26 protein-coding genes are annotated in these 25,360 nt (G+C 35.8%); 2 read left to right on the top strand and 24 right to left on the bottom strand.

What is annotated here, in order from left to right; translation table 11 throughout:
• Position 1: 1 nt before the first annotated feature.
• The 5 genes from metK to M947_RS16315 all read right to left on the bottom strand — a co-directional run bounded on the left by metK (position 2) and on the right by M947_RS16315 (position 5,793).
• On the bottom strand, positions 2–1,159 hold the full coding sequence (gene metK, locus M947_RS16335) for a methionine adenosyltransferase (protein ID WP_021287141.1): 1,158 nt from the start codon (positions 1,157–1,159) through the stop codon (positions 2–4).
• 157 nt (positions 1,160–1,316) lie between these two features.
• Entirely contained in the window at positions 1,317–2,033 is a 717-nt protein-coding gene (locus M947_RS16330; protein ID WP_021287140.1) for an FkbM family methyltransferase, read from the bottom strand.
• The gene (locus tag M947_RS16325; RefSeq protein WP_021287139.1) at positions 2,014–3,402 is read right to left on the bottom strand and encodes a flippase; all 1,389 of its coding nucleotides are present in this window, start codon (positions 3,400–3,402) and stop codon (positions 2,014–2,016) included. The genes M947_RS16330 and M947_RS16325 overlap by 20 nt, the downstream gene beginning before the upstream one ends.
• Positions 3,403–3,429: 27 nt before the next feature.
• Positions 3,430–4,425 carry an AAA family ATPase gene (locus tag M947_RS16320; RefSeq protein ID WP_021287138.1) on the bottom strand — a complete coding sequence of 332 codons (996 nt, stop codon included), beginning with the start codon at positions 4,423–4,425 and terminating at the stop codon, positions 3,430–3,432.
• The gene (locus tag M947_RS16315; RefSeq protein ID WP_021287137.1) at positions 4,426–5,793 is read right to left on the bottom strand and encodes a hypothetical protein; all 1,368 of its coding nucleotides are present in this window, start codon (positions 5,791–5,793) and stop codon (positions 4,426–4,428) included.
• A 58-nt stretch (positions 5,794–5,851) separates the two neighbouring features.
• On the opposite strand from M947_RS16315, the gene nhaA reads away from it, so the two are divergent.
• A complete protein-coding gene (nhaA, locus tag M947_RS16310) occupies positions 5,852–7,186 on the top strand; it encodes a Na+/H+ antiporter NhaA (protein WP_021287136.1) in 1,335 nt (444 codons plus the stop codon).
• Positions 7,187–7,243: 57 nt separating this feature from the next.
• Positions 7,244–7,987 carry a 3'-5' exonuclease gene (locus M947_RS16305; protein WP_021287135.1) on the top strand — a complete coding sequence of 248 codons (744 nt, stop codon included), beginning with the start codon at positions 7,244–7,246 and terminating at the stop codon, positions 7,985–7,987.
• A 156-nt stretch (positions 7,988–8,143) separates the two neighbouring features.
• On the opposite strand, the gene M947_RS16300 is transcribed toward M947_RS16305, so the two are convergent.
• The 19 genes from M947_RS16300 to mqnP form a co-directional block, all read right to left on the bottom strand.
• Positions 8,144–9,355, bottom strand: a complete 1,212-nt coding sequence (locus tag M947_RS16300; protein WP_021287134.1) for a Na+/H+ antiporter NhaC family protein — start codon at positions 9,353–9,355, stop codon at positions 8,144–8,146.
• A 176-nt stretch (positions 9,356–9,531) separates the two neighbouring features.
• The gene (locus M947_RS16295; protein ID WP_021287133.1) at positions 9,532–10,155 is read right to left on the bottom strand and encodes an acyl-CoA acyltransferase; all 624 of its coding nucleotides are present in this window, start codon (positions 10,153–10,155) and stop codon (positions 9,532–9,534) included.
• Between the two features lie 198 nt (positions 10,156–10,353).
• Positions 10,354–11,946 carry an arginine--tRNA ligase gene (argS, locus tag M947_RS16290; RefSeq protein WP_021287132.1) on the bottom strand — a complete coding sequence of 531 codons (1,593 nt, stop codon included), beginning with the start codon at positions 11,944–11,946 and terminating at the stop codon, positions 10,354–10,356.
• A gap of 3 nt (positions 11,947–11,949) precedes the next feature.
• Entirely contained in the window at positions 11,950–12,189 is a 240-nt protein-coding gene (locus M947_RS16285; protein WP_021287131.1) for a Sec-independent protein translocase subunit TatA/TatB, read from the bottom strand.
• Between the two features lie 85 nt (positions 12,190–12,274).
• On the bottom strand, positions 12,275–12,901 hold the full coding sequence (gene gmk / locus M947_RS16280) for a guanylate kinase (protein WP_031347892.1): 627 nt from the start codon (positions 12,899–12,901) through the stop codon (positions 12,275–12,277).
• Entirely contained in the window at positions 12,901–14,568 is a 1,668-nt protein-coding gene (locus tag M947_RS16275) for a midas domain-containing protein (RefSeq protein WP_245541248.1), read from the bottom strand. The genes gmk and M947_RS16275 overlap by 1 nt, the downstream gene beginning before the upstream one ends.
• Before the next feature lie 40 nt (positions 14,569–14,608).
• Complete coding sequence (fliR, locus tag M947_RS16270; RefSeq protein ID WP_021287128.1) at positions 14,609–15,373, bottom strand: flagellar biosynthetic protein FliR; 765 nt, start codon at positions 15,371–15,373, stop codon at positions 14,609–14,611.
• A gap of 7 nt (positions 15,374–15,380) precedes the next feature.
• The gene (locus M947_RS16265; RefSeq protein ID WP_021287127.1) at positions 15,381–16,025 is read right to left on the bottom strand and encodes an ABC transporter ATP-binding protein; all 645 of its coding nucleotides are present in this window, start codon (positions 16,023–16,025) and stop codon (positions 15,381–15,383) included.
• Between the two features lie 38 nt (positions 16,026–16,063).
• Positions 16,064–17,260 (bottom strand): NAD(P)/FAD-dependent oxidoreductase, encoded by a 1,197-nt coding sequence (locus M947_RS16260; protein WP_021287126.1) that lies wholly within the window; start codon positions 17,258–17,260, stop codon positions 16,064–16,066.
• Between the two features lie 89 nt (positions 17,261–17,349).
• Entirely contained in the window at positions 17,350–18,405 is a 1,056-nt protein-coding gene (tsf, locus tag M947_RS16255) for a translation elongation factor Ts (RefSeq protein ID WP_021287125.1), read from the bottom strand.
• Positions 18,406–18,407: 2 nt separating this feature from the next.
• Positions 18,408–19,190: a 30S ribosomal protein S2 gene (gene rpsB, locus M947_RS16250; RefSeq protein WP_021287124.1), complete on the bottom strand. Its 783-nt coding sequence runs from the start codon at positions 19,188–19,190 to the stop codon at positions 18,408–18,410.
• 285 nt (positions 19,191–19,475) lie between these two features.
• Positions 19,476–19,946, bottom strand: coding sequence for a thioredoxin-dependent thiol peroxidase (bcp, locus tag M947_RS16245; protein ID WP_021287123.1), 471 nt, complete (start codon positions 19,944–19,946; stop codon positions 19,476–19,478).
• Positions 19,947–20,152: 206 nt separating this feature from the next.
• Complete coding sequence (locus M947_RS16240) at positions 20,153–20,617, bottom strand: DUF420 domain-containing protein (protein WP_021287122.1); 465 nt, start codon at positions 20,615–20,617, stop codon at positions 20,153–20,155.
• Positions 20,614–21,216, bottom strand: a complete 603-nt coding sequence (locus M947_RS16235) for a DedA family protein (RefSeq protein ID WP_021287121.1) — start codon at positions 21,214–21,216, stop codon at positions 20,614–20,616. The genes M947_RS16240 and M947_RS16235 overlap by 4 nt, the downstream gene beginning before the upstream one ends.
• On the bottom strand, positions 21,213–22,232 hold the full coding sequence (gene murG / locus M947_RS16230) for an undecaprenyldiphospho-muramoylpentapeptide beta-N-acetylglucosaminyltransferase (protein WP_031347891.1): 1,020 nt from the start codon (positions 22,230–22,232) through the stop codon (positions 21,213–21,215). The genes M947_RS16235 and murG overlap by 4 nt, the downstream gene beginning before the upstream one ends.
• Positions 22,233–22,244: 12 nt before the next feature.
• On the bottom strand, positions 22,245–23,405 hold the full coding sequence (locus M947_RS16225; protein WP_021287119.1) for an FtsW/RodA/SpoVE family cell cycle protein: 1,161 nt from the start codon (positions 23,403–23,405) through the stop codon (positions 22,245–22,247).
• Positions 23,405–23,926, bottom strand: a complete 522-nt coding sequence (locus M947_RS16220) for a hypothetical protein (RefSeq protein ID WP_021287118.1) — start codon at positions 23,924–23,926, stop codon at positions 23,405–23,407. Before M947_RS16220 ends, M947_RS16225 begins: the two co-directional genes overlap by 1 nt.
• Complete coding sequence (locus tag M947_RS16215; protein WP_021287117.1) at positions 23,923–24,438, bottom strand: hypothetical protein; 516 nt, start codon at positions 24,436–24,438, stop codon at positions 23,923–23,925. Before M947_RS16215 ends, M947_RS16220 begins: the two co-directional genes overlap by 4 nt.
• A complete protein-coding gene (gene mqnP, locus M947_RS16210) occupies positions 24,435–25,295 on the bottom strand; it encodes a menaquinone biosynthesis prenyltransferase MqnP (RefSeq protein WP_031347890.1) in 861 nt (286 codons plus the stop codon). The genes M947_RS16215 and mqnP overlap by 4 nt, the downstream gene beginning before the upstream one ends.
• Between the last annotated feature and the right edge of the window lie 65 nt (positions 25,296–25,360).

Below are 25,360 nucleotides of genomic sequence, written 5' to 3'. Positions count from 1 at the left end.
TTTAAATACCTAAATACCTTTTAATCTCATCTACCCTATTTGTTAGCTCCCATGTAAAGCCCTCTTCTTCCCTTCCAAAGTGACCGTATGAGGCTGTTTTTCTATATATTGGGCGAAGTAAATCCAAAGACTCTATGATGCCTTTTGGAGAGAGATCAAAAAGTTCTTTTACACAACTCTCTATCACCTGCTCATCAACCACACCAGTTGAGTGAGTATCTACATATATCGAAGTTGGTTGAACTATCCCAATAGCGTAAGATATCTGTATAGTCGCTTTTGTACAAGCTCCTGAAGCAACTAAGTTTTTAGCAACCCATCTAGCCGCATAAGCTGCACTTCTGTCTACTTTAGTTGGGTCTTTTCCGCTAAATGCTCCACCGCCATGTGGACAACTTCCACCATAAGTATCTACTATGATTTTTCTGCCTGTCAGTCCTGCATCTCCTTGTGGTCCGCCTATAACAAACTTTCCTGTAGGATTTATATGTATCTTAGTAGCCTCGCCCATCAGCTCTTTTGGTATAACATGCTCTATAACTTCGCTTACCATATCTTTTCTAATCTGCTCTTGAGATACATCTGGAGCATGTTGAGTTGAGATAACTATAGTATCTACAAAGACTGGTTTATCCCCAATATACTTAACGCTTATCTGTGCTTTTCCATCTGGGCGAAGATATGGGACTATACACTCTTTTCTAACTTCTGCTAATCTTCGTGTTATGCGATGTGCTAAGTAGATAGGAAGAGGCATCAAAACTGGTGTCTCACTACAAGCATAACCAAACATTAAACCTTGATCACCTGCTCCTATCTCGCCATCAGCCTGATCAACACCTTGATTTATATCTGGGGATTGTTCCCCTATTGTATTTAACACTGCTGCAGATCTATAATCAAAACCATAAGTCGCATCTGTATAACCAATCTCCTGGACAACACGTCTAGCAATCTCTTGCATCGGTGCATAAGCCGTTGTTTTTAACTCGCCTGCGATTACACAAAAACCATTTGACACCATCGTCTCACACGCCACTCGCGCGGAGGTATCATGCTCAATAATATAATCCAAAATTGCATCGCTAATCTGATCTGCCATCTTATCAGGGTGCCCTTCTGTTACAGACTCTGAGGTAAATATATACTCTTTAGTCATCGATTTTTCCTTATTGAAGTATAGGCTCTTGTCCTATAAATCGCTAGAAGTATAACAAAATAGGGTTAAATATTATGTAGTCACATAACAGTTTGAACAATTATGCATAAATAAGTCCACAAAATGTATATTATCTCTTTAAATAAAGAGTACTTTTTTAGAATTTATCACTAATAAAAATAACAGTATTGACAGCTTTGGCATATATAGAATAATTTTTTTCTTTTAAAAATTTTGATATTTTATTATTTTCAAGATCTGACAAACTACTTCCAAGAACTTCTATCAAGATAACTTTTGGTTGGTATTTTTCAAAATTATTTGATTTTAAAACCATAAAATCCATCCCCTCAACATCTATTGATAAAAAATCTATTTGTTGTCCCTTAGGCAATTTACTATCAAGTATATCTTCTAGTGTTGAAGTCTCTATCTCTTTTGTAAATTGCACAAAATAGCTCTCTTTAGCTTCTCTTTGTTCTGAGAGTTCTTTTAAAAATCCATTAAGTGCTGGTTCATTAAAAGCATGGTAAGTTAAAATCTGCTTTTTATCTGAAATAGGCTTTTCTATATTAATATCTCTTGGACGAATTTTATTAAACGCTCTCATACTATCTGGCATAGCATCTATGTTTATACCATTCCAACCCTTTTTATAAAAAAAGTAAGTGTTTGAAAATCGTTTTGGATGGTGTGCTCCAACATCAACATAAAAACCTATTGATTGCTTTTCAAACAGTCGCCTTAAAATCATGTCTTCGCCCTCTTGTGAGTATGATTTTAAAGCATAACCATCCAAGCAGTTTTTTTTAACATCAATTAGTTTTTCTACTATACTTTTTGGTAGTACAGCTTTAAGTATTTTTTTTAGCATTAAACATCTTTGTAATTAATATAGTTTTTGATAAATGTATGAAATTTATCCTTGTCTGTTTCCAAAATAGCAAGCTAAAATAAGCTGCTATAAAATAAGAAAACAGAGTAGCCCAAGCAGCACCATCTACTCCAATCTTTGGAATTAGTATATAATTTAGACCAACATTAATAACTGCGCCAATAGATGTGTTAATAGTAGAAAATATCTGTAGATTTTCACTTAATAACCACTTCCCACTAGCAACTCCCAAAAACACAAAAACCCCTGCCCAAATATGTATCATCAACACACTTCCGGCTTGATTGTACTGCTCTCCATAGAGCAAATCCACAACCCAGTCAGAGAGAAATGTCATAGGAAGTGCTATAGCTATCGCCAACCAAACCATCATATTATAAAGCTTTTGAAGTCTTATATAGTAAAGTTTTTCACTCTGTTTTTTAGCATTGATGATGGCAGGAAACAGAGAAGATACTATAACCATAGGTATGAAATACCAAAGCTCACTTATTCTAACTGCTGCGGCATATTGTCCTACTACCTGGCTATCTAGCATCTCTTTTATCATAACTTGATCTATCTTCATATATATAGAGATAACAATTGCGCTAAGTATGAGTGGCCATGAGTCTTTCAAAAGAGAGATTGCTGTAGATTTTTTAAATTTTAGATTTTGAATTTTAAATGGGATTTTATATCGAAGTGCAAAATGACGAATGGCTTGAGATTTTGTATCGGGTGTGAAATGATAAAAATGATATATATAAAAATAGACAAATCCACATGCCAATACAAAACTATCCAACAAAACTACCCATGCAAAAGCAATAAGTGGAGCACCGCTAAGTATAAGTACCACTTTTACTATACTGCTTATAAAAAGTGAAATAATATTTGCATAGACTACATAACGACTTAACACTTTGCTTTGGAAGTATAAGTCTATGACATTAAAAGACTGAAATATTGTAGCAGATGCGATGATAAATACGAGTAGATTTGTATAGCTATCATTTGAAGTGAAGTTTACTGCAACAGCTAGCACGAGTAAAACTCCAAAGGCTCCCATGAGCTTTAGCCAAAAAGCTGTGCCTATAAGCTCATCTCTTATGCTCTTATCTTTTACAAGCTCACGAACTACTATGCCATCAAGCCCAAGAGTAGCGATGGCAGTAAAAAGTCCCACAAAGCTCTGAGCATAAGAAAAAAGCCCAAACTGCTCAGGTCCCAGATATCTAGCTACCCAGATGCCAACAAAAAGCCCTACTATCATGCGAAGAATCTTCTCACCAAAGAGCCAAGAAGTGTTTTTGAAGTACTTCATAAAGCCTTGATTATTTTGTAGGGATTTTAGTTTATTTATCAAGTTTAATTTTCCATTATTTTACAATGCTTACGCCAAAAGGTAAGCAAATTTTTTTACCCACTCCCTAAAAACATCAGAGTGTTCCATCGTTTGCCCATTTTTTTGCAAATCTTGCACACACAAAACCGCAAACTCACTCTTTAACTCTAGTGTATATCTAAGAAGATTATCAAGCCTTTCATCGCTATAGTCTTTAAGCAAAGCGCTTACAAGTCCTATACTAAGAGCGTACAAAACATCTACTTCATCGCTATATTCGCCTTCTCCTGTCTCTAAGATAGCTTCTATATCTGGAAGTTTATGCATAACTTTTATAAAACTTAAAAATCCAACTGCAACTTCACGAGAGACAGCACCACTAAGAGCATCAAGCAAAAGTGTCCCATCCAGATTTGCATTTAAGATATTATGAACATACTCCCAACTTCTAGGAGTTGCAAAGCTTTTTGCATCACTCTTTGCATCAAAAGTAAATAGATGCTCTTTTTTGTAAGAGATATAAGCAATGATTCTCTCATCAAGAGCTTTTTTAAAAGCCCAAAACTTCCAATCATCCACATCAACTTCCATCTCAAAGTGAACAAATCTATTGGCAAGTGGTGATGGCATCCTATATGTCACACCTCTATCGCTCTCACGGTTTCCAGCAGCAACTATAGCCCAACCATCAGGCAACTCATACTCACCTACACATCTATCAAGTATGAGCTGATATGCAGAGGCTTGAACGCTTGGTGCGGCGGTGTTTAGCTCATCTAAAAAGAGTATCCCCTCGCCATCTTTTGGTAAAAAAGCAGGTGGCGCCCAAAGAGCAGTGTGTGACTCTTTATCATAAAATGGAATCCCTTTTAAGTCCGTTGGGTCCATAAGTGCGAGCCTTAAATCTATAAAGCCGATTTTCTTACTCTGTGCAATCTGCTTAACTATAGAAGACTTCCCAATCCCAGGTGCTCCCCATAAAAAAACTGGTACCTTTTGCTCTACTAAAGCTTTAAGTGTTTGTGTTAATCTTGATGCTCTCATCTAAACTTGCCATCCTATATTTTCACTCATAATATGCCTGCCAAAATTTTGGTTTTCTTTGACTGCTCGCTCATACCGAGAATCAAGTTGAAGCTGATATAAAATATCAACTGGTGTGTTAGAGTTTTTTGCCAAAGAGAGCAAAATCTCTGCATCGCCACTCTTTGCTAAGAGTTCCAAAATCTCACTAGGCGTGTTAGAATTTTTAGCAAGCCCTTGATGGTTTTTCTCATCCTCAAAAGCGACTTTAAGTATCTCTTTTGGAGTCGCTCTATTTTGATATAAGGCATCAGAAATCTCTTGTGAAGATTGACCGAGCAAACTATCCACTACATCTCTGTCTATTTGCTCATTTACTGATAAAGCTAGGTTTGCATCTCGGTTTTTAAGTCCTAAAATCCTCTTTTGCATCTCTTTAGTTAGAGAACTATTTTGTGCTAGCTCTACAAGGTTTGCATCTAAAAAAGTCTCAAAGAGTTCAGCATCTAACTTTACATATCTTGCCATATTTCTAGCCAATTCACTCTCTTGCATAAGAGTTTTTATCGTCTCTTTTGTCAGATTTTTGTTATGTGAGAGAGCCTTATGAACTTCACTTATCTCTAAAAGCGCGTTTTGCATCTCTCCATCACAATCTTCTCGCATGGCTATTATCTCTTTTATCTCAAGCGGTCCTTTTTTTATAAACATTTTTAAAACACTCTTTGGAGTTGAGCTGTTTTTAGCAAGGCTTGAGATGATTTTGTAGTTTGATCTATTTGTTTCATCACTCATGCTCAAATGAAGTGGCTCTAAGTTTGCAATGGTTTCTAAAACCAAAGAGTTACTGCTTTGAGATGCGAGATGCATGATACCTAAAGCTGCATACTCAACATTGTGGTTTCTCTCTATGTTTTTATAAAACCGCACTATTAAAGCTGCACTTATATCTCTGTTATCATCATTATCAAAAAAGTTCTCACCGCCCCAATTGTACATCTTTATGAGCTTTAAATACAACTCATCACTTATCATCGGATTTGTTAAAAAGTCTTTTAGCCTTGTTTTGTCTCCTGAGAGCTTTAGACTCATCATAAGCGTATCTGCATCTATGTGTTTTGCAAGTTCTCTCTCAAGCGCATCTATGGAGATAAACTCTAAATCTTTTTTACTCTCATATAGACTCTCGCTCTCATTTTGCTCATAAGGAGTCATCATCTTTGCATCTACAATTAGCTCTACACTATCGCTAAATTTATCTGCAAGCTTTATTTTATGAAACTTTAATTGAGAGTTAAATTCGTCCCAACTAAACGAACGCGTTTTTCCAAAAAGTAAAATAGTCTTATTTTTAAGTTTTTCTAAATTCATAAGGTAGATTATACTCATATTTTTTTAGCATTGTCTTTTTTAGTTATAATAACTTAAAAATCTATAATGGAGCAATATGAGAATTTACGCACCTTGGGAGAGAGCATTTAATAGAATCTCTACTCCTTTTGAAGAGTTTATACATGCTCAAACTACTACTGGTATGATTTTACTTTTTATGACCGTAGTTGCTTTGCTTTTGGCAAATACTCCACTAACACAAGCTTATGCTGATTTTTTTCACACCCAAGTTGAGTTAAGTATTGGCTCGTGGGAACTCTCTCACACCATACATCACTGGATAAATGATGGACTGATGGCTATCTTTTTCTTTATTATCGGACTTGAGATAAAACGAGAGATCTTAACTGGAGAGCTTTCAAACATAAAAGTAGCCATATTACCAATCCTCTCAGCCATTGGTGGTATGGTTGTTCCTGCACTTATCTACATGGCTTTTAACTATAATGAAGCTGGAGCGAAGGGTTGGGGAATCCCAATGGCAACTGATATTGCCTTTGCCATTAGTGCTTTAGTACTTCTAAGAAACAGAGTCTCACCTGCACTTGTAACATTTTTAGTAGCACTTGCTATTGTTGATGACCTCGGCGCTGTTGTGGTTATTGCTATTTTTTATACAGATGATATAAATATGATCTCTCTTACTTTAGTTTTTGCATCTTTTTTAGTGATGGTTATTTTTAATCGCCTTGGTATTCGTATGATACTTCCTTACTTTATAATTGGTCTTATTCTATGGTTTTTTATGCTTGAATCTGGTATACATGCTACCATTGCTGGAGTAGTTGCAGCGATGGCCATTCCATCTAAACCAAAACTTACTCCACTTGATTTTACAAATGACACTAGAGATCTACTCGATAAGTACGATAACTACCCCATAGCAACTGACTGCACTATGCATGATAAGCAAAAAGCGATACTTACAAATATAAAAGACAGAATAATCGCTGTAGAATCTCCTTCTGCAAGGCTTGAACAAAAGTTGCATCTATCTGTTGGCTTAATTGTTATACCACTTTTTGCTCTTGCAAATGCTGGCATCTCTATAGATTTCTCTTCGGTTGGAGACACTATAGTAGAGAGTGTCTCTTTGGGCATTGTAGCAGGGCTTATCCTTGGTAAAGTTCTAGGCATTGCAGGAGTTGCCTGGTTGGCTATAAAACTTGGCATCGCTAAACTTCCAGAGGGGAGCACGATGAGTCAAGTCTTTGGTGTCTCTTTTTTAGGTGGCATAGGTTTTACAATGTCCATATTTATAGCAGATTTAGCTTTTGTTGGAAATCCTGAACTTATATTTCAAGCGAAGATTGGAATTATCGCCGCTTCTCTTTTTGCGGGACTTTTTGGTTATTTTTGGCTAAGATTTGTAGCAAAGAGAGCAGCTTAAATATTTATAGAATTTAGTGTTAATTTTATAAGTAAAAAGATATTAAAAGGATGATTTTTGGCAAAAAAATATGTAATACTTGATACCGAGACAACAGGTATAGGTGAAAACGATAGGATAATACAACTAGGTTTTATGGTCCTAGGTGCCAAAGAGATAGAAGTTCACAACGAATTTTACTCTAGCGAGGTAGATATCAGTTTTGAGGCTATGGAAGTTCATGGCATCACCCCAGATATGTTAGAGGGAAAACCCTCTTGTGTTGATAGTCAAGCTTATAGGAGGCTAGGCGAGCTAAATCTTGAGGAGAACTACCTCATCATCCACAACGCTGATTTTGATATTGGGATGCTTGAGAAGGAGGGCTTTGTAAACAAGATGAGGGTTATAGATACTCTAAGAGTCGCAAAACATGTGCTTCCTGATGAAGAATCACATAGACTTCAATATTTTCGCTATAAAATGGGGCTTTACAAAGAGGAACAAAAAGAGGCTGACAAGCTTGGTATTGTAGTAAAAGCTCACGATGCTATAGGTGATGTTTTAATTTTAAAACTATTTTTATCAAAACTCAAAGATGTAGTGACTTCTACCTTTGTAGGAGAAAACCCTGTTGAGAAGATGGTAGAACTTACTCAAACACCTATCTTTGAACACTACTTCAGATTTGGAAAGTACAGAGGAAAAGCTCTAAAAGAAGTAGCAATTTCAGATGCCGCTTATCTTAGATGGATGCTTAAAAACATGGAAAATCTTGATGAAGATATGCGCTACTCCATCAACAAAGTTTTAGAAACCTAACTCTTTTAAGTTGCTCCTAGCTTTGTAAGAAGTTAGGATTTTAAAGTTTATAGTTGAATGCTCTAAAGAATTATTAAGTTGGATCCTGAGTCAAAACAAGAGAATCGCTTTTTGCTATGCAAAATGTTTCTTTAGAGATTAATCATATGGTTCAATCTAATAAAAAAACAAGGAAGTCACAAAAAATAAAATTAGTGCAATAGCACCACTAATTAAGGCATATGGAAGTTGAGTATTTACATGCTCAACCACCTCACAATCACTCGCCATCGAAGATATAATGGTAGTATCTGAGATAGGCGAACAGTGATCTCCAAAAATACCGCCAGAGATAACAGCTCCTATAACTAAGGCTATATTTGCATCTAAAGTTATTGCCATTGAAGCAGCTATTGGTACCATAATGCTAAAAGTTCCCCAGCTAGTTCCAGTTGAAAAAGATATTAGCGAGCTTAGTAAAAAGATAACAGAAGCTAGCAGATAAATATTTAGACTTTGTTGTGCTAAAGATGCTAAATACTCTCCCGTTTTCAACTCACTTGTAACCTCACCTATCGCAAAAGAAAAAAGTAAAATCATAGCGATAGGAAAGAGCTTTACAGCCCCTTTAAATGAATTTATACCCCAAATTTTATATGTCATGTTTTTTTTTAATGTATAATAAAAAAACATAAATATTAGAGTCGTAACAACTGTGTAAAAGATGGCACTAGAGCCACTACCTTTTAGTAAATCTCCATCTCCAGTTATATAGAGATAGGCAAAAACAAAAAAAACCATTAAAGCGATTGGAACTATCATAAAGTACATACTTTGTGATTTTTTAACTAAGGACTCGTCTTCTTTAGTTTTAGTATTTACATATTTGGCATGTTTCATTGCACCTATATCTATGTTAAACCAGATAGCTACAAAGGTAACAATAAGGGCTACCATTGCATAAAAATTGAACACCAGGGACTCTAAGAGTATCGTAATAGCATCACCCTCTATAACGCCACTTTGAATCTGTGTCGCGATGAGTCCTAAAAGAAGTGCTCCCCAGCCATTTAAAACTATCAAAGAGCTGATGGGAGCTGATGTGGAGTCACAAACAAAAGCTAGTTTAGCAGCTGGGATTTTATACTCTTTAACAAATCCACGACCTACTGCTCCCGCTATTAGTGATGTGATAGAAGACTCTATAAAGATAACCACACCAATAACGTAACTAAGCATTAATGCAGATCTCTCTGACTTTACAAGTCCTAGTCTTTTTTGCATAAACTCTACAAAACCTTCGATGCCACCACTTTGCTCTATGAGAGCCATAATACTTCCAACCAAGATAGCAAAACCAAGAGTCTTTAAGATCCAAGGCTCTTGCAAAAGCGAAACAAAAAGTTCAAAAAGAGCTTTGATGCTAAGTGTGATGGAAAAATCATAAAGTATAAAAAGTCCTAAGACTACTCCACCAAATAAAGAAAGAAGAACACTTCTAGTGTAGAGTGCTAAGAAGATTGCAATAAGCGAGGGAAGAAGAGAAAGGGCAGATGTTTCTATAGCTAGAACTCTATAGCTAAAAGCACCAAACCAGCTCTACCAAACTTCTCTTTATAGATTTCGCACTCTTTTTGTCGAACCTCTTTAAAGCCTAGTTTTTTGTAGTACAGTAGAGTCTCTAGTGAGCCAATCTCTACCATAGCTTGGGCTATTCTATAACCCTTTAATCTTGCAGTTAAAAGACTCTTTTGCATAAGAGCTTTTAGTACCCCAACATCTATAAAACCTTCTATCTCTTCCATAAAGTCAAAAACAAGTGTTCTTTTGTTTAGTTCAAAATCACAAGATTCTAATATCTCTACATACTCATCACTACCATTTTCTCTTTCTATCTCATCTATCGCTTCTATAAAAGTCTCTCTTGTAGCAATTCTAGGCTCATAAGAACAGAGTGAACCAACTTTTTTTCCATCTATCTCTGCTATTAAGAAATTAGTGTAATGACATTGATTTTTAACATTTGTAGTAGTTAATTTTTCTATATATTTTAAAGTTTCTTCATCTTTTTTAGTTGCAAATATAAGATCAAACATTCCGTACTTTTTCTCAGCACGAGAACTTTGCAGTATCATTTTTGCCAAAAAAGGGGCGTCTTCACTTAAAGCTTTTCTTATTTTTATGCTCATATTTTCATCCAAAATTATTTATATTCATTTAGTGGTAATAGTACCATATATTATGATAAAAACATTCTTAATCTAAGGTATTTTGCAAAATTCGTTATTTGAAGCAAAAATAGATTTGATTTTGTAGGATTTACGATATTTTAAAAATAGAGTAGATTTTACTTAGGCAAGAGCTGAGTCTTACCTAATTTCAGAGCTTTAGTCCTCTTTTGTCATTCTATCTTTTGCACAAATACCAAGCAGTGATAGCCCTACTCTGAGTGAGAGTGCTACAACTTCTAAAAGTTTTAAAAGTTTTGCTTCATCAGCAGTTCCAATGATTCTACAATCATAGTAAAACTTATGTAGTGATGCTGCTAAGGATTTTAAATATTCTGGAAGTTTTTGAACTTGGCGAGAAGCAAATGCATCTTCAATGACTTCTGGCAGTAAAAGTGCATCAAAAAGAAGTGCATCCGCACTCTCATTAAGTCCCTTTAATGAAGATACCATAATTTCTTCTTTACTAAAGTTACTCTTAGAGAGAATGGTTTGAATTCTCGCATGAGCGTACTGTATATAAAAAATAGGGTTTGAACTATCTTGCTTTTTAAATTCACTAAGATCAAACTCTAGTGCAGTATCACTCTTTTTTGAGGCAAAGATAAAACGAAGTGCATCTGAGCCTATCTCATCTATAATATCACTCATAAGTATGACATTTCCAGCACGTTTGCTCATCTTGTATGGTTTACCATCTTTTAGCAAACTCACCATTTGAGAAAGCAGAGTCTCGAGTCTTTTACTATCATACCCTAGATACTCTACAGCTGCATTTACTCTAGGGATATAGCCATGATGGTCAGCTCCCCAGATATTTATGTAGTGATCATAACCCCTCTCAAACTTTTGGTTGTGATAGACTATATCGCCAGCTAAGTAAGTCTCTCTACCGTCTTCACGAACAACTACTCTATCGTTATCGTCACCTTTTGCTTGTGAAGCTATCCAGACTTTACCATCTTTTTCATAGATGCCATCACCCATCTTTTTCATAACTCTTTGCCAATCAGCATAGAGAGATGACTCATTAACAAAGCTATCAAAATGAATGTTTGTAGCGGCTAGTGTGTCAACTATAATCTTCATAACTCCATCTTTAGCCCAAAGTGCAAGCTCTTTTTGACGAGATTCATCGCTTAGTATCTCTTTGCCAAACTTAGCTACAGCATCATGCGCTAAAGCATCTAGATAATCGCCTCTATAGTAACTCTGGGGATATTCAACATTCTCGCCTAAGATATTTTCTCTGCCATAGAGTTGGATAGAAAGCCCAAGTAAATCTATCTGATTGCCAGCATCATTTACATAATACTCAGCAGTGATGTCATAACCCAGATGTTTTGCTAATCTATAGAGAGTATCCCCATAGACAGCACCTCTAGCATGACCAATATGTAGTGGTCCAGTTGGGTTTGCACTTACAAATTCTAGGAGAATTTTACTCTTTTTCTCTTGCCTAGCAAACTCTTTTTCGTTCTCTAGTGCCCAAGAAGCATATTCATCTAAAAAATCTTCACTAAGGCGGAAGTTTAGATATCCCTTTAAAGATTCAACACTAGAGAAAATTTCATGATTATCAAATGAAGATGCAATCTCCTCAGCTATAAGCATTGGAGATTTTCTAAGCTCTTTTGCTAAAGAGAACGCTATTGGAGTAGAAAAATGTCCAAAACTTCTATCTTTTGGCTTCTCTAGAACTACATCGCGATCAAATTTTTCGCGCAGAAGTGAAGATACTCGCTGTTTCAAAGTTTACGCTTGTGTTGTAGTTTTTGGAGCTTCTGTTGAAGCAGTAGTTGTTGTTTCTGTTTCTACTTTTTTAGGGTCATCAGTTGAAGCAACCTCAGCTTCATCAACCTCTTTCATCTCGCTTTTAAAGTTTTTGATTCCCTTACCAAGCCCTTTTGCCAAGTCAGGTATCTTTTTTGCACCAAATAAAAGCACAATAATTCCAAATATTATTAGTAGTTCAGTTCCACCAGGCATTCCCATGTTATTTCCTTTTTTTATAAAATTAATGCGAGAGTATAGCTACAATTTGCTGTAATTACTCTTATCACCTCAATCAAAGCAGGGGTTACTGCTCAATATCTTCCCATTTTTGGACAAATTCATTTATTCTGTCAGTAGGGACTTTTATCCTTGCCGTTTTTGCAATTTGCTTTAGTACACTAGCCGCCACATCAAAATCATCATTTATGATTACAAAGTCATATTCAGAAGTTCTTTGAATCTCTCTTTTAGCCATTTTAATTCGATTTTCAATCACTTCTTTAGAGTCTGTTGAGCGATTTATAAGTCTTTTTTTTAGCTCTGAAAGAGAGGGAGGAGTTATAAATACAGATGTTGTAATATCCCCTAACCTATTTTTTATAGCGGTATTTCCCTGTACATCAATGTCAAAGATTACTAACTTGCCCTGACTCAAAGCTTCTTTAACAGGCTTTAGAGATGTTCCATAGTAGTTTCCATGCACTAATGCATACTCTAAAAAAAGATCTTGCTCAATATCTTTTTGAAACTCCTCCTTGCTTACAAAATAGTAATGAACTCCCTCTACTTCTCCCTTTCGCATAGGACGTGTAGTTGTAGAGATAGAAAAATAGTAATCCCCTATATCATCTATTATTGCATTTATTAAAGAGCTTTTCCCAGCACCGCTAGGACCAGAGAGTACTAAAACTACTCCATTTTTTTTATACATCATTTATCGCCCAATGTTATATTGATATTTATCTTCATACCTTTTAATGAAGCAGCTACATCTTTATCTGAGAGTGCTTTTAAAAGTTTTTTAAGAGACTCTACGCCCTCATCATCAGAACTTATCTCTTGTGACACATCTAACTCTTTAGATTCATCAACACTCTTTTCTTGAGGTTCATCTTCGAGTTCTTCGTCCATATCCTCGCCAATAGCTAGTTTAATATCTCTACTGTTTAGAGACTCTAGTCCATCAATATCACTCATATCTATATCCATAAGCGCATCCTCATCAAGCTCACTCTCTAAGTCCTCTTTACTAAGCCCTAGCACTGCATCTTCTATTGTGCTCTCCAAATCATCATCACTTATTTCATCAATATTTAGATCATCTTCTTGAGTTAATTCCTCCTCATCAGACTCTAACATTTCATCAGGCTCATCTTGCTTTGCATCTACTTCGTCTTCTAACACTTCTTCTTTTTTAGGCTCTTCTATCGTTTCTTCTTCATCACTCTCAACATCATCATTAGCCTCTTCCTCTTGGGCTTCTTCATCTTCAAGATCAAAATCTTCTAACTCATCTAAATTATCAAGACTAAACTCGTCAGCTTCTATAACTTTATCTTCTTGAGGCTCTTCTGTCATTTCTTCTTTATCAACCTCACTATCAAGCGCATCAGCCACTTCTTCTTGTGTTTCTTGAATCTCTTCATCTTCAAGATCAAAATCTTCTAGCTCACCAACTGCTTCATCTTTTTCTTCTTCACTCTCTTGTACTTTGCCTTCTTGCTCTGCATTTTCTTCAATATCATCAAGCTCTAAATCATCTAACTCACCAAGACTAAGTTCATCTTCATCTTCAAAGTCATCAAGATTTAATTCATCTTCATCCAGCTCATCTTCTAAGTCAAAATCTTCAAGATCTAAATCATCCAAGTTATCATCATCTTCTTTTTCTGTCTCTTGTAGAAGATTTTGAACCTCTTGAACCTCATCTTTGTCTAAAACACTTTCACTCTTCTCTTGGGTACTTTGATCTATATCTTCATTCAAGTCTTCTTCACTTAAATCTTCTTCTTGTAAGTCATCTAGCTCTAAATCATCAAGTCCATCGTCCTCAAGATCTACATCATCTTCTTGCTCAGGCTCTACTTGAGCATCTTCTTCTACCTCATCAATGCCATCTAAATTTTCAAGCTCATCAGCATCATCCAAATCAATCTCATCAACACCCGCTTCATCACCTTCTGAGTCTAAAATCTCTTCATCATCTTGAGTATCTAATTCACTCTCTTGTGATTCACTCAAGTCTATCTCATCTTGAACTTCCTCAGCCTTCTCTTGGGTGCTATCTAGATTTGCAAAAAGCTCAACCAGGTCAGTTGGTAGGAATGGTTTTATCAAAGTCTCTGTAAAACCCTCTACAGCCTCAGCATCCCGTGAACATATATATAGTGATTTACTAAAGTTTACTTTTGCTTTAACCTCATCAAAAATCTCTTGTGTATAGAGAGTATCATCTACTGCAAAAAGGTCATAGTCTTGAGATTTTAAATCTTGTATGTCGGTGATTATATCTAGTTCATCAGATGTTTTTTGGGCACTTAGCGTGACAAGCTTAGTAACCACTGGATTTTCATTTAGAAGTAAAATTTTCACGAGCATTCCTTTGAGGGCATAAATTTTATCATTGTATCAAAAAAAACTAAAAAAACATCTCTAAGTAGTTAAATGCACCTTGCATTTGTGTCTTTAAAATCAACATTGTAGCAGTTAGTGTAGCTATCAAAACCATAAAGGCTACAGCAATTTTTATAGGAAAACCAATAACAAGTAAGTTAAACTGTGGCATTGTCTTCATAAGCATTCCAAATATTATGTCTTGTAAGAATGTTAGCGCTACGATAGGAAAGGCTATCATAAAACCTACTAAAAACATATTTGAAGCCGCTTGTATTGTATAGTCAAAAAGATTTTTCTCCATCAAAAAACCACCAAGAGGAATGTTGCTTAATGAGCCATCTATAAAAAGCAATAACCAATGATGCAGATCAATAGAGAGAAGGATCATAAGACCAAGTAGTGACAAAAACTGCGAGATGATTGGCATAGAGACACCACTTTGTGGATCAATAGCACTAGCCATTGAAAAACCCATCATAAAAGAGATTTGTCCGCCAGCAAAAGTGATAACATTGTAAGCTAAGAGCAAAATCACACCTATGGCTAAACCAAAGAAAAGCTCACTAAGTATGGCTAAAACTATAGTTGCAACATTTATCTCTATTTGTAAAGGCGGCATAGATGAGTAAAAAACTATAGTAAAGAAAAAAGCCATAGTAGCTTTTATTGTCATAGGAATATTGCTGTGTGAAAAGATTGGTGCAGCTAAAAAAAGTGCCCCAAAGCGAAAAAACAGAAGCACAAAACCAACTATATATGTGTCAGTAAAAATCCCCGCCCAAGACATCTTTTGCTCACTTAACCATTATAAGTTCTTTGTTTTGCAGTCTATAGACTCGTCTGCATCTAGATGCGAGTTCTTCATCGTGAGTAACTAAAATCATAGCTGCATTATTGTCTCTTATAAAGTCAAAAAATATATCCATAACTTCATTTGCGGTTGTTTTATCTAAATTTCCAGTTGGTTCATCAAGAAACAAAACACGAGGTTTTTTAGTAAGAACTCTGGCAATTGAGACTCTTTGCTGTTGTCCACCTGAAAGCTGGGTTACTTTTTGTTCCATATTTTCTAAGATGCTAAGCCTTTTTAACACCTCATCATCTATCTCTTGTTTTGAGAGCATAGCAGCTACTTCAAGATTCTCTCTCGCACTAAAACCTCTAAAGAGATAGTGTGATTGAAATACCAAGCCTAAAGCATCTCTTTTTATCTTTGCTAACTCTTTTTTGCTCATCAACTCTACGTTTTTACCAAAAAGCTCAACACTCCCAGTATCTGGAGTTAACAGAGTTGAGAGAATGTGAAGTAGAGTTGATTTGCCACTCCCGCTTATGCCTATAATAGCAATAGAGTCACCCTCATCAAGCTCTATAGAGACATCTCTAAAGAGTTCATATTCAAAAGTGTGTGATATATTTTTTGCCGATAGTAGATTCATAAGAGTGATTATATCAAGTATTGCTAAAAATATCTCTTTTAGCTTTTAAATATTTTCTCGCAACCTCTCTTTGCAACTCTATCGAGCCTCTTTGCATAGACTCTCTCTACTATCTTTTTAACTATATATGCAAGATAACCATTAAAGTATAGACCAAAAAGTTTAGATGCAGCGTAGTTTCTTCCAAGTGCTATAAGTACACCACGAGATGCAATCTTGTATGCTTGGAGCTCTTTATCTAAAACCAAATTCTCTATATTTTTAGCACAAAACTCTGCCATCTGTTCTGATACATCTGCTGTTGCTGGAACAACTTTGCCATCGTTGTATATTGTAGTGCAATCTCCAATAGCGAAGACTTCATCATATTTTTTTACTTGCAAAAACTCATTTGTTTCAATAAAACCACGACTATTTTTTTCTAATTTGAGTTTATAAACTAAGGTATTTGGCTCTATTCCACCTGCAAATATCATAAAATCCATAGGTAAAACCTCTCCATCACTTAAGCTTACACTAACTCCATCAAGCCCTACAACTTTTCTCTCATTTTTTACTAAAACGCCAAGCTCTCTTAGTCTTTTTTTTGACTTTTGTACTAGCTTCTCATCCATACCTTTTAGTATGTTTTTTGCAGAATTAACCAGCACTATATTTAGCGTTCTGCATATAAAGTTGTTATTATTATAAAACTCTCTTGAGTAAGAGGCCATCTGTGCAACGATTTCTACACCGCTAAGTCCAGCTCCTGCCACTATTATATTTAAAGGTTTAGCGTGAGTTCCACCCTCGTGCACTTTGTTAAAAAGTGACATCTCAAACTTTTGCTTAAAGTACATTGCGCGATGTAGTGATTTTACACCATAGGCATATTCTAAACCTTTGATACTTGGCATAAACTTTGTTCTAGATCCTACTGCAATAACAAGATAGTCATAGCTATACCGTTGAGTTTGAGTGATAACCTTTTTATTATCAAAATCAACACTTGTAACTTCTTGCTTGTAAAAAACTACATTCTCATCAAAACCCATGCAAAAAGTATAGAGATCAAGTGTGACTTGAGCAAAATCCTCTTCATTTGCTATAAGATCATAAACTTCTGTTTGCATGTAGTGATATGGATTTTTATCAAAAAGTATGATTTGATTTTGTTTGTTTTTGGCTAAATATTCAATGGTACGAAGGCCAGCATAACCGCCACCAATAATAATAATTTTATTTGATTTTTCCATGATGAGAGTATATCATCATTTATAATTATATGAAAATATTTAATGTAGAAGCATTATTCTTACGCCAAAGCGTAAGAATAAAGGTAGATTTATCCCATCTGTGCTGCAACTTCTGCAGCGAAGTCATCAGCTTTTTTCTCGATTCCCTCACCTACTTCAAAACGAATAAATTCAACAATCTCAGCACTTCCGCCAAGTTTTTTAGCTGCGGCTTCTACAGCCTCGGCTACTGTCTTTTTATCATCTAAAACATAAGTTTGATCTAGTAAAGCTTGCTCTTTATCTAGTGTAGTATTATCATCGATAAAACGAGCTAATGAACCTGGGATGATTTTATCCCAAATTTTCTCTGGTTTACCTTGAGCTTTAAGTTCCGCTTTGATATCAGCCTCAGCCTGAGCTAACACTGAATCTGTAAGTTGACTCATAGAGATATACTGAGGTATATTTTTAAGAGTTTTTCCTAAACGAGCTAACTCTTCATTCTCTTTTTTTATAGCTTCAATTCTACCAATAGTCTCACTAGCCACAAACTCAGCATCAAAGTCTTTGTAGCTTAGAGTTGTAGGCTTCATAGCAGATGCATGCATAGCAACTTGCTTAAGAGTATCACGCATACCCTCAGCAGTCTTAGCACTATCACATTTTGCAAGGACAATAACTGCTATACGGTTGTTTGAGTGGATATAACCATTTAGTGCTACAGTATCATCATCAGCACTAAGTGTAGCAAAGCGGCGGATATCTATCTTCTCACCAATCTTTGCAACTGATTCTGAAAAATATGTGCCAAATGAACTAGACTTAATAGCATCTACATCAGCAGGAGAGTTACTATATATCTCTTCTGTTGTCTTTAAAATTAGGTCTTTAAAACCATCATTTTGAGCCACAAAATCAGTCTCTGAGTTAATCTCAACTATAGTAGCTTTTGAAAAATCATCAGCGATTTTAAAACCAACTAGACCCTCAGCTGCAACTCTGTCAGCTTTTTTAGCTGCTTTTGCGATTCCTCTCTCTTTTAGAAGTTCAGTTGCCTTTGCCATGTCTCCATCAGCCTCAACTAAAACTTTTTTACAATCCATCATAGGAGCATCAGTTGCCGTGCGTAACTCTTTAACCATTGCTGCTGTTATATCTGCCATAGTTATGCTTCCTCTGTTGTTGTTGCTGGGGCCGCTTCCTCAGTTGCTACAGCTTCTTCTTGCTCTGGAGCATCTTGTTCAGCTACTTCTTCTTGCTCTGGTGCATCTCTTAGAGCTTTACCTTCGTTGATTGCAGCAGTCATCTCACGACAAAAAAGTTGGATAGAACGAATAGCATCATCATTTCCAGGGATTGGGTAAGTTATAAGATCTGGGTCACAGTTTGTATCTAGTGGAGCAATAACAGGGATGCCTAAACATCTTGCTTCTAAAACTGCAATATGCTCTTTTACAGCATCTACAACAAAAAGCATATCTGGTAGTTTTTTCATCTTACGAATACCACCAAAGTATGTTTCAAGTTTATCTTTTTTTCTTGAGAGCATTAAAGCTTCTTTTTTAGTTAAAAGATCGATTTGACCACTCTCTTGCATCTCAGTAATAACATCAAGTTTACGGATAGACTTTTGAATAGTTGGAAAGTTTGTAAGCATTCCACCTAACCATCTGTTATCAACATATGGCATATCACAAGCGATAGCTGCATCTCTAACTGAGTTACGAGCTTGTTTTTTTGTACCAACAAAAAGTACAGTTTTGCCCTCGTGTGCCGCGTCCATAACAATAGTGTATGTATTACGAAAATAACGAAGAGTCTTTTGTAAGTCAATGATGTAGATATTTTTACGAACACCAAAGATGTATTTTTTCATTTTCGGGTTCCAACGACGAGTTTGGTGTCCAAAGTGTACACCACATTCCAATAGGTCTTTCATAGTTACCATTAGGTATCCTTAAAGGCTTTTTCAGCCAGAGTTTTTTTACTTGCTATGCAAGTTTTTGTCTCTACAAGAGAGACAAGCTTTAGTGTCTTAGCGACTAGCGAAGCAAAGCGGAACTTTGTCCCGACTTGCGTTTAAATAGTAGTTAGTTAGCTTTGAGAGTGCCCGAACAAGCATCTCTTAAAAAAGAGAGTTGCACTAACTTTTTGACACAATCTGTTAATATTTTCTTTTATAAAAGAAAAATCCGCGAATTATACTAAAGTTTAATTTAAAAACAACTTTTTCTCAAAGCTTTTGCAACTCTTGAAGTTCAACTTTAACTTTTGCAACATGATCTTTTACTTTTACTTTTTCAAACACAGCTTTTATAACTCCATGGGGATCTATAATAAAAGTAGTGCGAACTATCCCCATATACTCTTTGCCAAAATTTTTCTTCTTTTGCCAAACGCCGTACTCCTGCATCATAGTAGTCTCTTCATCACTCAAAAGTGTAATGCCAAGCTCTTTTTTTTCTATAAAATTGCGATGCTTTTTAGTAGAATCTGCACTAACGCCTAAGATGATGGCATCTAACTCACTAAAGTCAGGCGCAGCCTCGGTAAATTCACAAGCCTCAGTTGTACATCCTGGAGTATTATCTTTTGGATAAAAGTATAAAACTATCCATTTGCCTTTTAAATCTCTTAAACATATCTCAATATCATCTTGATTTGCCAAGCAAAACTCTGGTGCTTTGTCATTTATTTTTAACATAATTATTTTCCTTTATTTTTTTAACCTTGCAGCTTTCTCAAAACTCAATACACCCTGGAAGTGCGTCTTTTAGGAATACTAACCTATGGCGTTCTTCAAGATGAGTCCCGCAAAAAAGCTTTCAAGCCATACTAGGCGAGGCTGAAGCCTCGCTTGCAAAAATCTTGACAAGCTTCAAAATCTCACATTTCTCAACACTTAACACCTCAATAAACAAACATCAAAAAGTAAACCCAGATGCCTGTTAGTGAAGTTAGTGTTACTCCCATAAATGTTATGAGCCCTATCTTTTTGTGTTTGTTTTGACGAAGTAGCTTTTTGGCCATAAAAATAGCCATACCCCAAATTATTAGCGTAATGATGGAGATTGCTATATGAAACACTAAGACTATAAAAGCGTAGTTGTGTGAGACTGAACTCTCTTGCATAAACACGTTAAATCCGCCAGCCATTCTCACACCAGTCTCAAAATATCCTAAAATTATAACAGAAAATGCAAATATAAATATCTGTGCATAGGAGTGAAGTTTATACTTTTTAGCTCTAGCTAAAAAGATGACACTTGCTACTAAAAGCGGTAATAACGCTACTATAAGTGTGACCACATCCATAAAAAATGGTGCTCTTGTTCCTAAAAATCCTGAGTGAAACATATATTGTAAATTGTTCAACTTTTAATTCCTTTTTGATAGTAAACATACCAAGATGTCAACAGGGCTAAGATAACCAAGACCACAATAATAATCTGTTTTAAGTAAATACTTAGTAGCTCTTGATTTTCGCCTATAAAATATCCAAGCATAGTAAGTATCAACGCCCAGATGCCAGCTCCTAATGCTGTGTAGATGGAGAAAGTGACTATATTCATGCGAGCTAAACCCGCTGGGATAGATATAAGTTGCCTAATCCCTGGGATAAGCCTTCCAGTAAAAGTGGAGATATGACCATGTTTATAAAAGAAATTGTCCATCTTATCTAGTGCACTCCCTTTAATAAAAAAATACTTTCCATACTTTTTTAAAAACCTCCTACCCAAACTAAGAGCAAGATAGTAGTTTATAAATGCTCCAAGCATTGAGCCACTAAGCCCACTAAACATTATCATAGATATACTCATCTGATTTTGTGATGCTAAATATCCCGCTGGAACAAGAATAATCTCACTTGGAAAAGGGATAAATGAACTCTCTATTGCCATCAGCAAAAAGATACCAAGGTATCCCCAGTCAAATATTAAGTCAACTAAACCTTGTGCTAACTCTTTTATCATTTAAGTGTCTCTTTTATATCTTTTATCATCATATCTGCAACTCCTTTTATCGAGTACTCTATAAGTTTTTTACTCTTTTGCTCTAATGGCTTACCAACGGTGCTAAGGAGTTTTTCTCTTAATTCATCTCCCTCTCTTTGACACCAACCTAGTTCATTTTTTACAATAAAACTAGCATTGTGATACTGATGGTCAGATGCAGCGTAAGGATATGGAACAAAAAGAGCTGGGAGTCCATTTGCACTAAGCTCCCAAAGTGTACTAGCTCCTGCGCGGCTTACCGCTAAGTCTGCTCTAGAGATAAGCTTGTCTAAGTCCTTAGTAAATCCGTAAAGTTCTACTTCAACACCTAAGTCCTTATACTCTTGTTTGACTCTCTCATAATCACTCTCTCCCGCTTGATGGATGATTTTTATATCTCTTTTTTTAAGCTCTTGTGCCACGCTAAGAGCTAGGTCATTAATGGCTTTTGCCCCATGAGAGCCACCTAAAAATATGATACACTTTAAACTCTCTCTTATTCTTTGACTCTTAAAAAACACATCTTTTACGGGGTAACCTTTTATGGACGAATCTTTATCATAAGCTGAGACAAACCTCTTTGCATATGGCTTTAAAAGAGAGTTAAGCCTCCCAAGAACTGCATTTTGTTCATGGATAAAGAGTGAGATTCTTAGGCTTAACGAGGCAAAAGATGCTGCAGCTGCTGAGAAACCTCCCACACTATAAGTAGCCTCTATTTTATGTCTTTTTAGTATCTCTCTTGAAACTAAAAATGCACGAAAGATATTCCACATGGCTTTTACTTTAGCAAAACCCCTTTTATTTACCACACCACTACTGTTTAAAAAATAGACATAAGAAAAGTTGCTTTTACCCTCAAAATATTTTCTGTCCTGCCCACTTGTTGAGCCTATAAAAATCACTTCAAATCCATTCTCTAGTGCTTTGGTAGCTAGTGCATCAGCTATCATCAAATGCCCTCCTGTTCCTCCACCTGTTATGCATAACTTCAAATAAACACCTCTTTACATCTTTGCTTTTCTAGATGCCATAAGCACCATCCCAACCGCCATAGCTGAGGCTATAATGGCAGATCCACCATAGCTTAAAAAAGGAACAGAGATACCTTTTATAGGGGTTATTCCACTTATACCATAAGCATTTATCAAAAAAGCAAATGACAAAAGTAAGCCAACTCCAAGTGAAAAAAGATAAGAGCATCTATCCTTTGAACGGTTTGCTATCTTAAAGACTCTCTGCAGTATCCACATAAAAAGTATAACCACCAAAAAAACACCTACAAAACCAAACTCTTCTGCAAGTCCTGCTAAAACAAAGTCTGTGTGAACCTCACTTAAAAAACCAAGTTTAAAAGTTCCATTTGCTAAACCTGTTCCAAAGATGCCACCATTATGTATAGCATTTAGTGAGTGTCCTATCTGATATGGTTCTATCTCTGTTGGAACTCTTAGCTTACTAGCAATGGCTGCTGGAAAAAGCTCTAGTACGCTGTTTTGAGCCAGTGCCCACCACGATTTTATCCTACTTATGCGATGCTCAGCCATCATAATAAAAAAGACAAAAAATATCATAGAGATGGAGAGGAGTGAGAGGAAAAATCTAAAACTACTCCCTGCAAACATAAGCATAAAAAGCAGAGTCATTCCAAGTACAACAACTTGTCCTAAATCATTTTGTATAAAAGCTATCATAAACATAGCTCCAACAAAAACTAAAGCATAAGGGGTAAAGCGCTTGAACTCTGCACCGATTCCCATACCATCGTGATGGCCTAATTTTCTTGAAAAACTCCAAGCCAAAAAATAGACAAAACCAACTTTAAAAAACTCTACAGGAGCAAGGGAGAATCCAAAAAGCTTTATCCATCTCTTTGCACCGCCAACTTCTGAGACTAGGTTCTCTGGCAAAAATGGCATCGCTATCATCATAAGCATAGAGCCAAAAAATAGAGTCAAACCTACTATTTTTAGCCATTTATCAGGATTTAACTGAGCAAGCGACCAAATGATAACAATAGCAATAAAGCCAAAGATAGCTTGTCTTAGAGCAAAATGAAACTCATTTACCCCAAAGAGCAAAGTTGTATATGCTGAGAGTGAGTAGGTAAGGATGATACTTATTAAAATCATCATTGAGACTAGTGTAAAGAGTTTTCTATCTGCCATTATTTGATTTTATTTATCTTTAGGACAAACTCTACTTCTGCTTTTGAGATATGCAACTCTTTTGAGATTGTCTCTAGGGAGACGCCTTGTTTGAAAAGTGAGATGATTTTCTCATCATCATTTCCATGAACTGAGGTAGGGATGGATATCTGTTTTACTCCACTTTGTATAGTTGCAATTCTAAGATTTAGCTGCTCATCCATAACTACAAGAGTCTCTTCAACTCTTTTAAGCCCTAGAGAGACTGGCTTTACTAAGTCATATGTAGTTCTCTCTACCTCTGCGTAAATATCTTCATCACTCATACGAGTGTTGTGTGCTTTTATCTCTTTTTTAGTAGTGTCTAACTCTTTTTTTAAGTAGAAAATCTCCCTATTTAAGTCTTCAACTACTGATGCAACTGAGCGGATATTTTTATGTGATTCTGAGTCTTTTGATAATACAAAATAGATAAGATACAAAATCATTGCAGCCATTGCAACTACAATGTACTCTATATTTAAAAACTCAAGATACTTCATTTAGCCTTAGCCTCGCGTATAAGAACTCTCTCTCTAGCTGTCAGATATGCGCCCCACTCTTTTTCGTCTCTCTCATGTATCTTTGTGATCTCTGCAAGTGATGAGTCTACGGCTTTAAAGAAAATCGGCACATCTCTTTTTGGGTGTACTGGCATCTCAACCCTTCCATAATAATCTACTCCGCTAACAAAAACATCTGAGCTAACTTTAAAGTGTTCAAAACCTATAGATTCTATATCTACCTTATGTTCTAAATAGACTCTTTTTGGTTTTTCATTTTTTAAAAACATCTCAAGTGCATCTATTTTTCTGTGAAGCTCTACAATTAAGTTTAGTAGTACTGGGTCACTCTCAGCTGTCTCACCTCTTCCTTTAGCTAGTTTTAACCATTGGCTTATAGGATCATCGTCACTCTCACTTAGTTTTGAGAACTCTTTTTTAAATTCCTCTTCATTTACACTAACTTCATCATAAGCCATGCTAATATGAGATGCAACTAGACGGACATTCATGAAAAAACCTTATCTAAAATGATAAAGATTAAAAAAGCGACTCCAAGGTAGCCGTTTACTGTAAAAAAAGCACGATCTATCTGAGTAAAGTCACGCCTTACAATCTTGTGTTCATATCCTAGCATAATAGCACTAAGTATCACTGCCACATAAGCAAAAAGCCCAAGTCCAGCTATCCAAACAAACAGAGCCCAAAATATAACACTTAACATATGAAACAAAAATGAGATAAAAAGGGTAGCCTCAGCTCCAAATCTTGAAGGAATAGAATAGAGTGAATGTTTTACATCAAACTCTATATCTTGAAGTGAGTAGAGTAGGTCAAATCCAGCCACCCAAAAGATAACACCGAGACTAAGTATCACCGACCAAGGTGGAATATTTGCCTCAACTGCAACAACCCCAGCAATAGGGGCTAAACCCAAAGAGATGCCTAGAACCATGTGTGCAAAATGAGAAAACCTTTTAAAGTAAGAGTAAGAGCCTAAAATAAACAAGATAGGAAGACTAAGCTTTAGTGCTAAATCATTTATCATGTAAGCTACTGCTACAAAAACCAAAGCATTTACAACTACAAAAATCATAATGCTTGTGCTATCAAGCCTGCCATCAACATTTGGACGTGCCTTTGTTCTAGGGTTTGCGGCATCTATGTCCCTATCGGCATATCTGTTTAAACCCATAGCGAAGTTTCTAGCACTAATAGCCGCTAAAACGCCCATTAAAAGCAACCAAAAACCAAACCAGCCATCAGCTGCAACTATCATAGCTATAAATATAAATGGCAGAGAAAATATAGAGTGTTCAAACATCACAAGTTCATTAAAGTCTTTTATTTTGTTGATATATTTTTGCAAGCTTTTGCCTTGAGAGATTTTTGAGTTTATTTTACCCAAAGTTGATTTAAAATGATATAATTTTG

The sequence above is a fragment of the Sulfurimonas hongkongensis genome (genome assembly GCF_000445475.1).
GTDB classification, from domain to species: domain Bacteria; phylum Campylobacterota; class Campylobacteria; order Campylobacterales; family Sulfurimonadaceae; genus Sulfurimonas; species Sulfurimonas hongkongensis.
The sequence above is the reverse complement of the archived record's forward strand: the minus strand, read 5'-3'. Positions and strand labels throughout refer to the sequence as shown.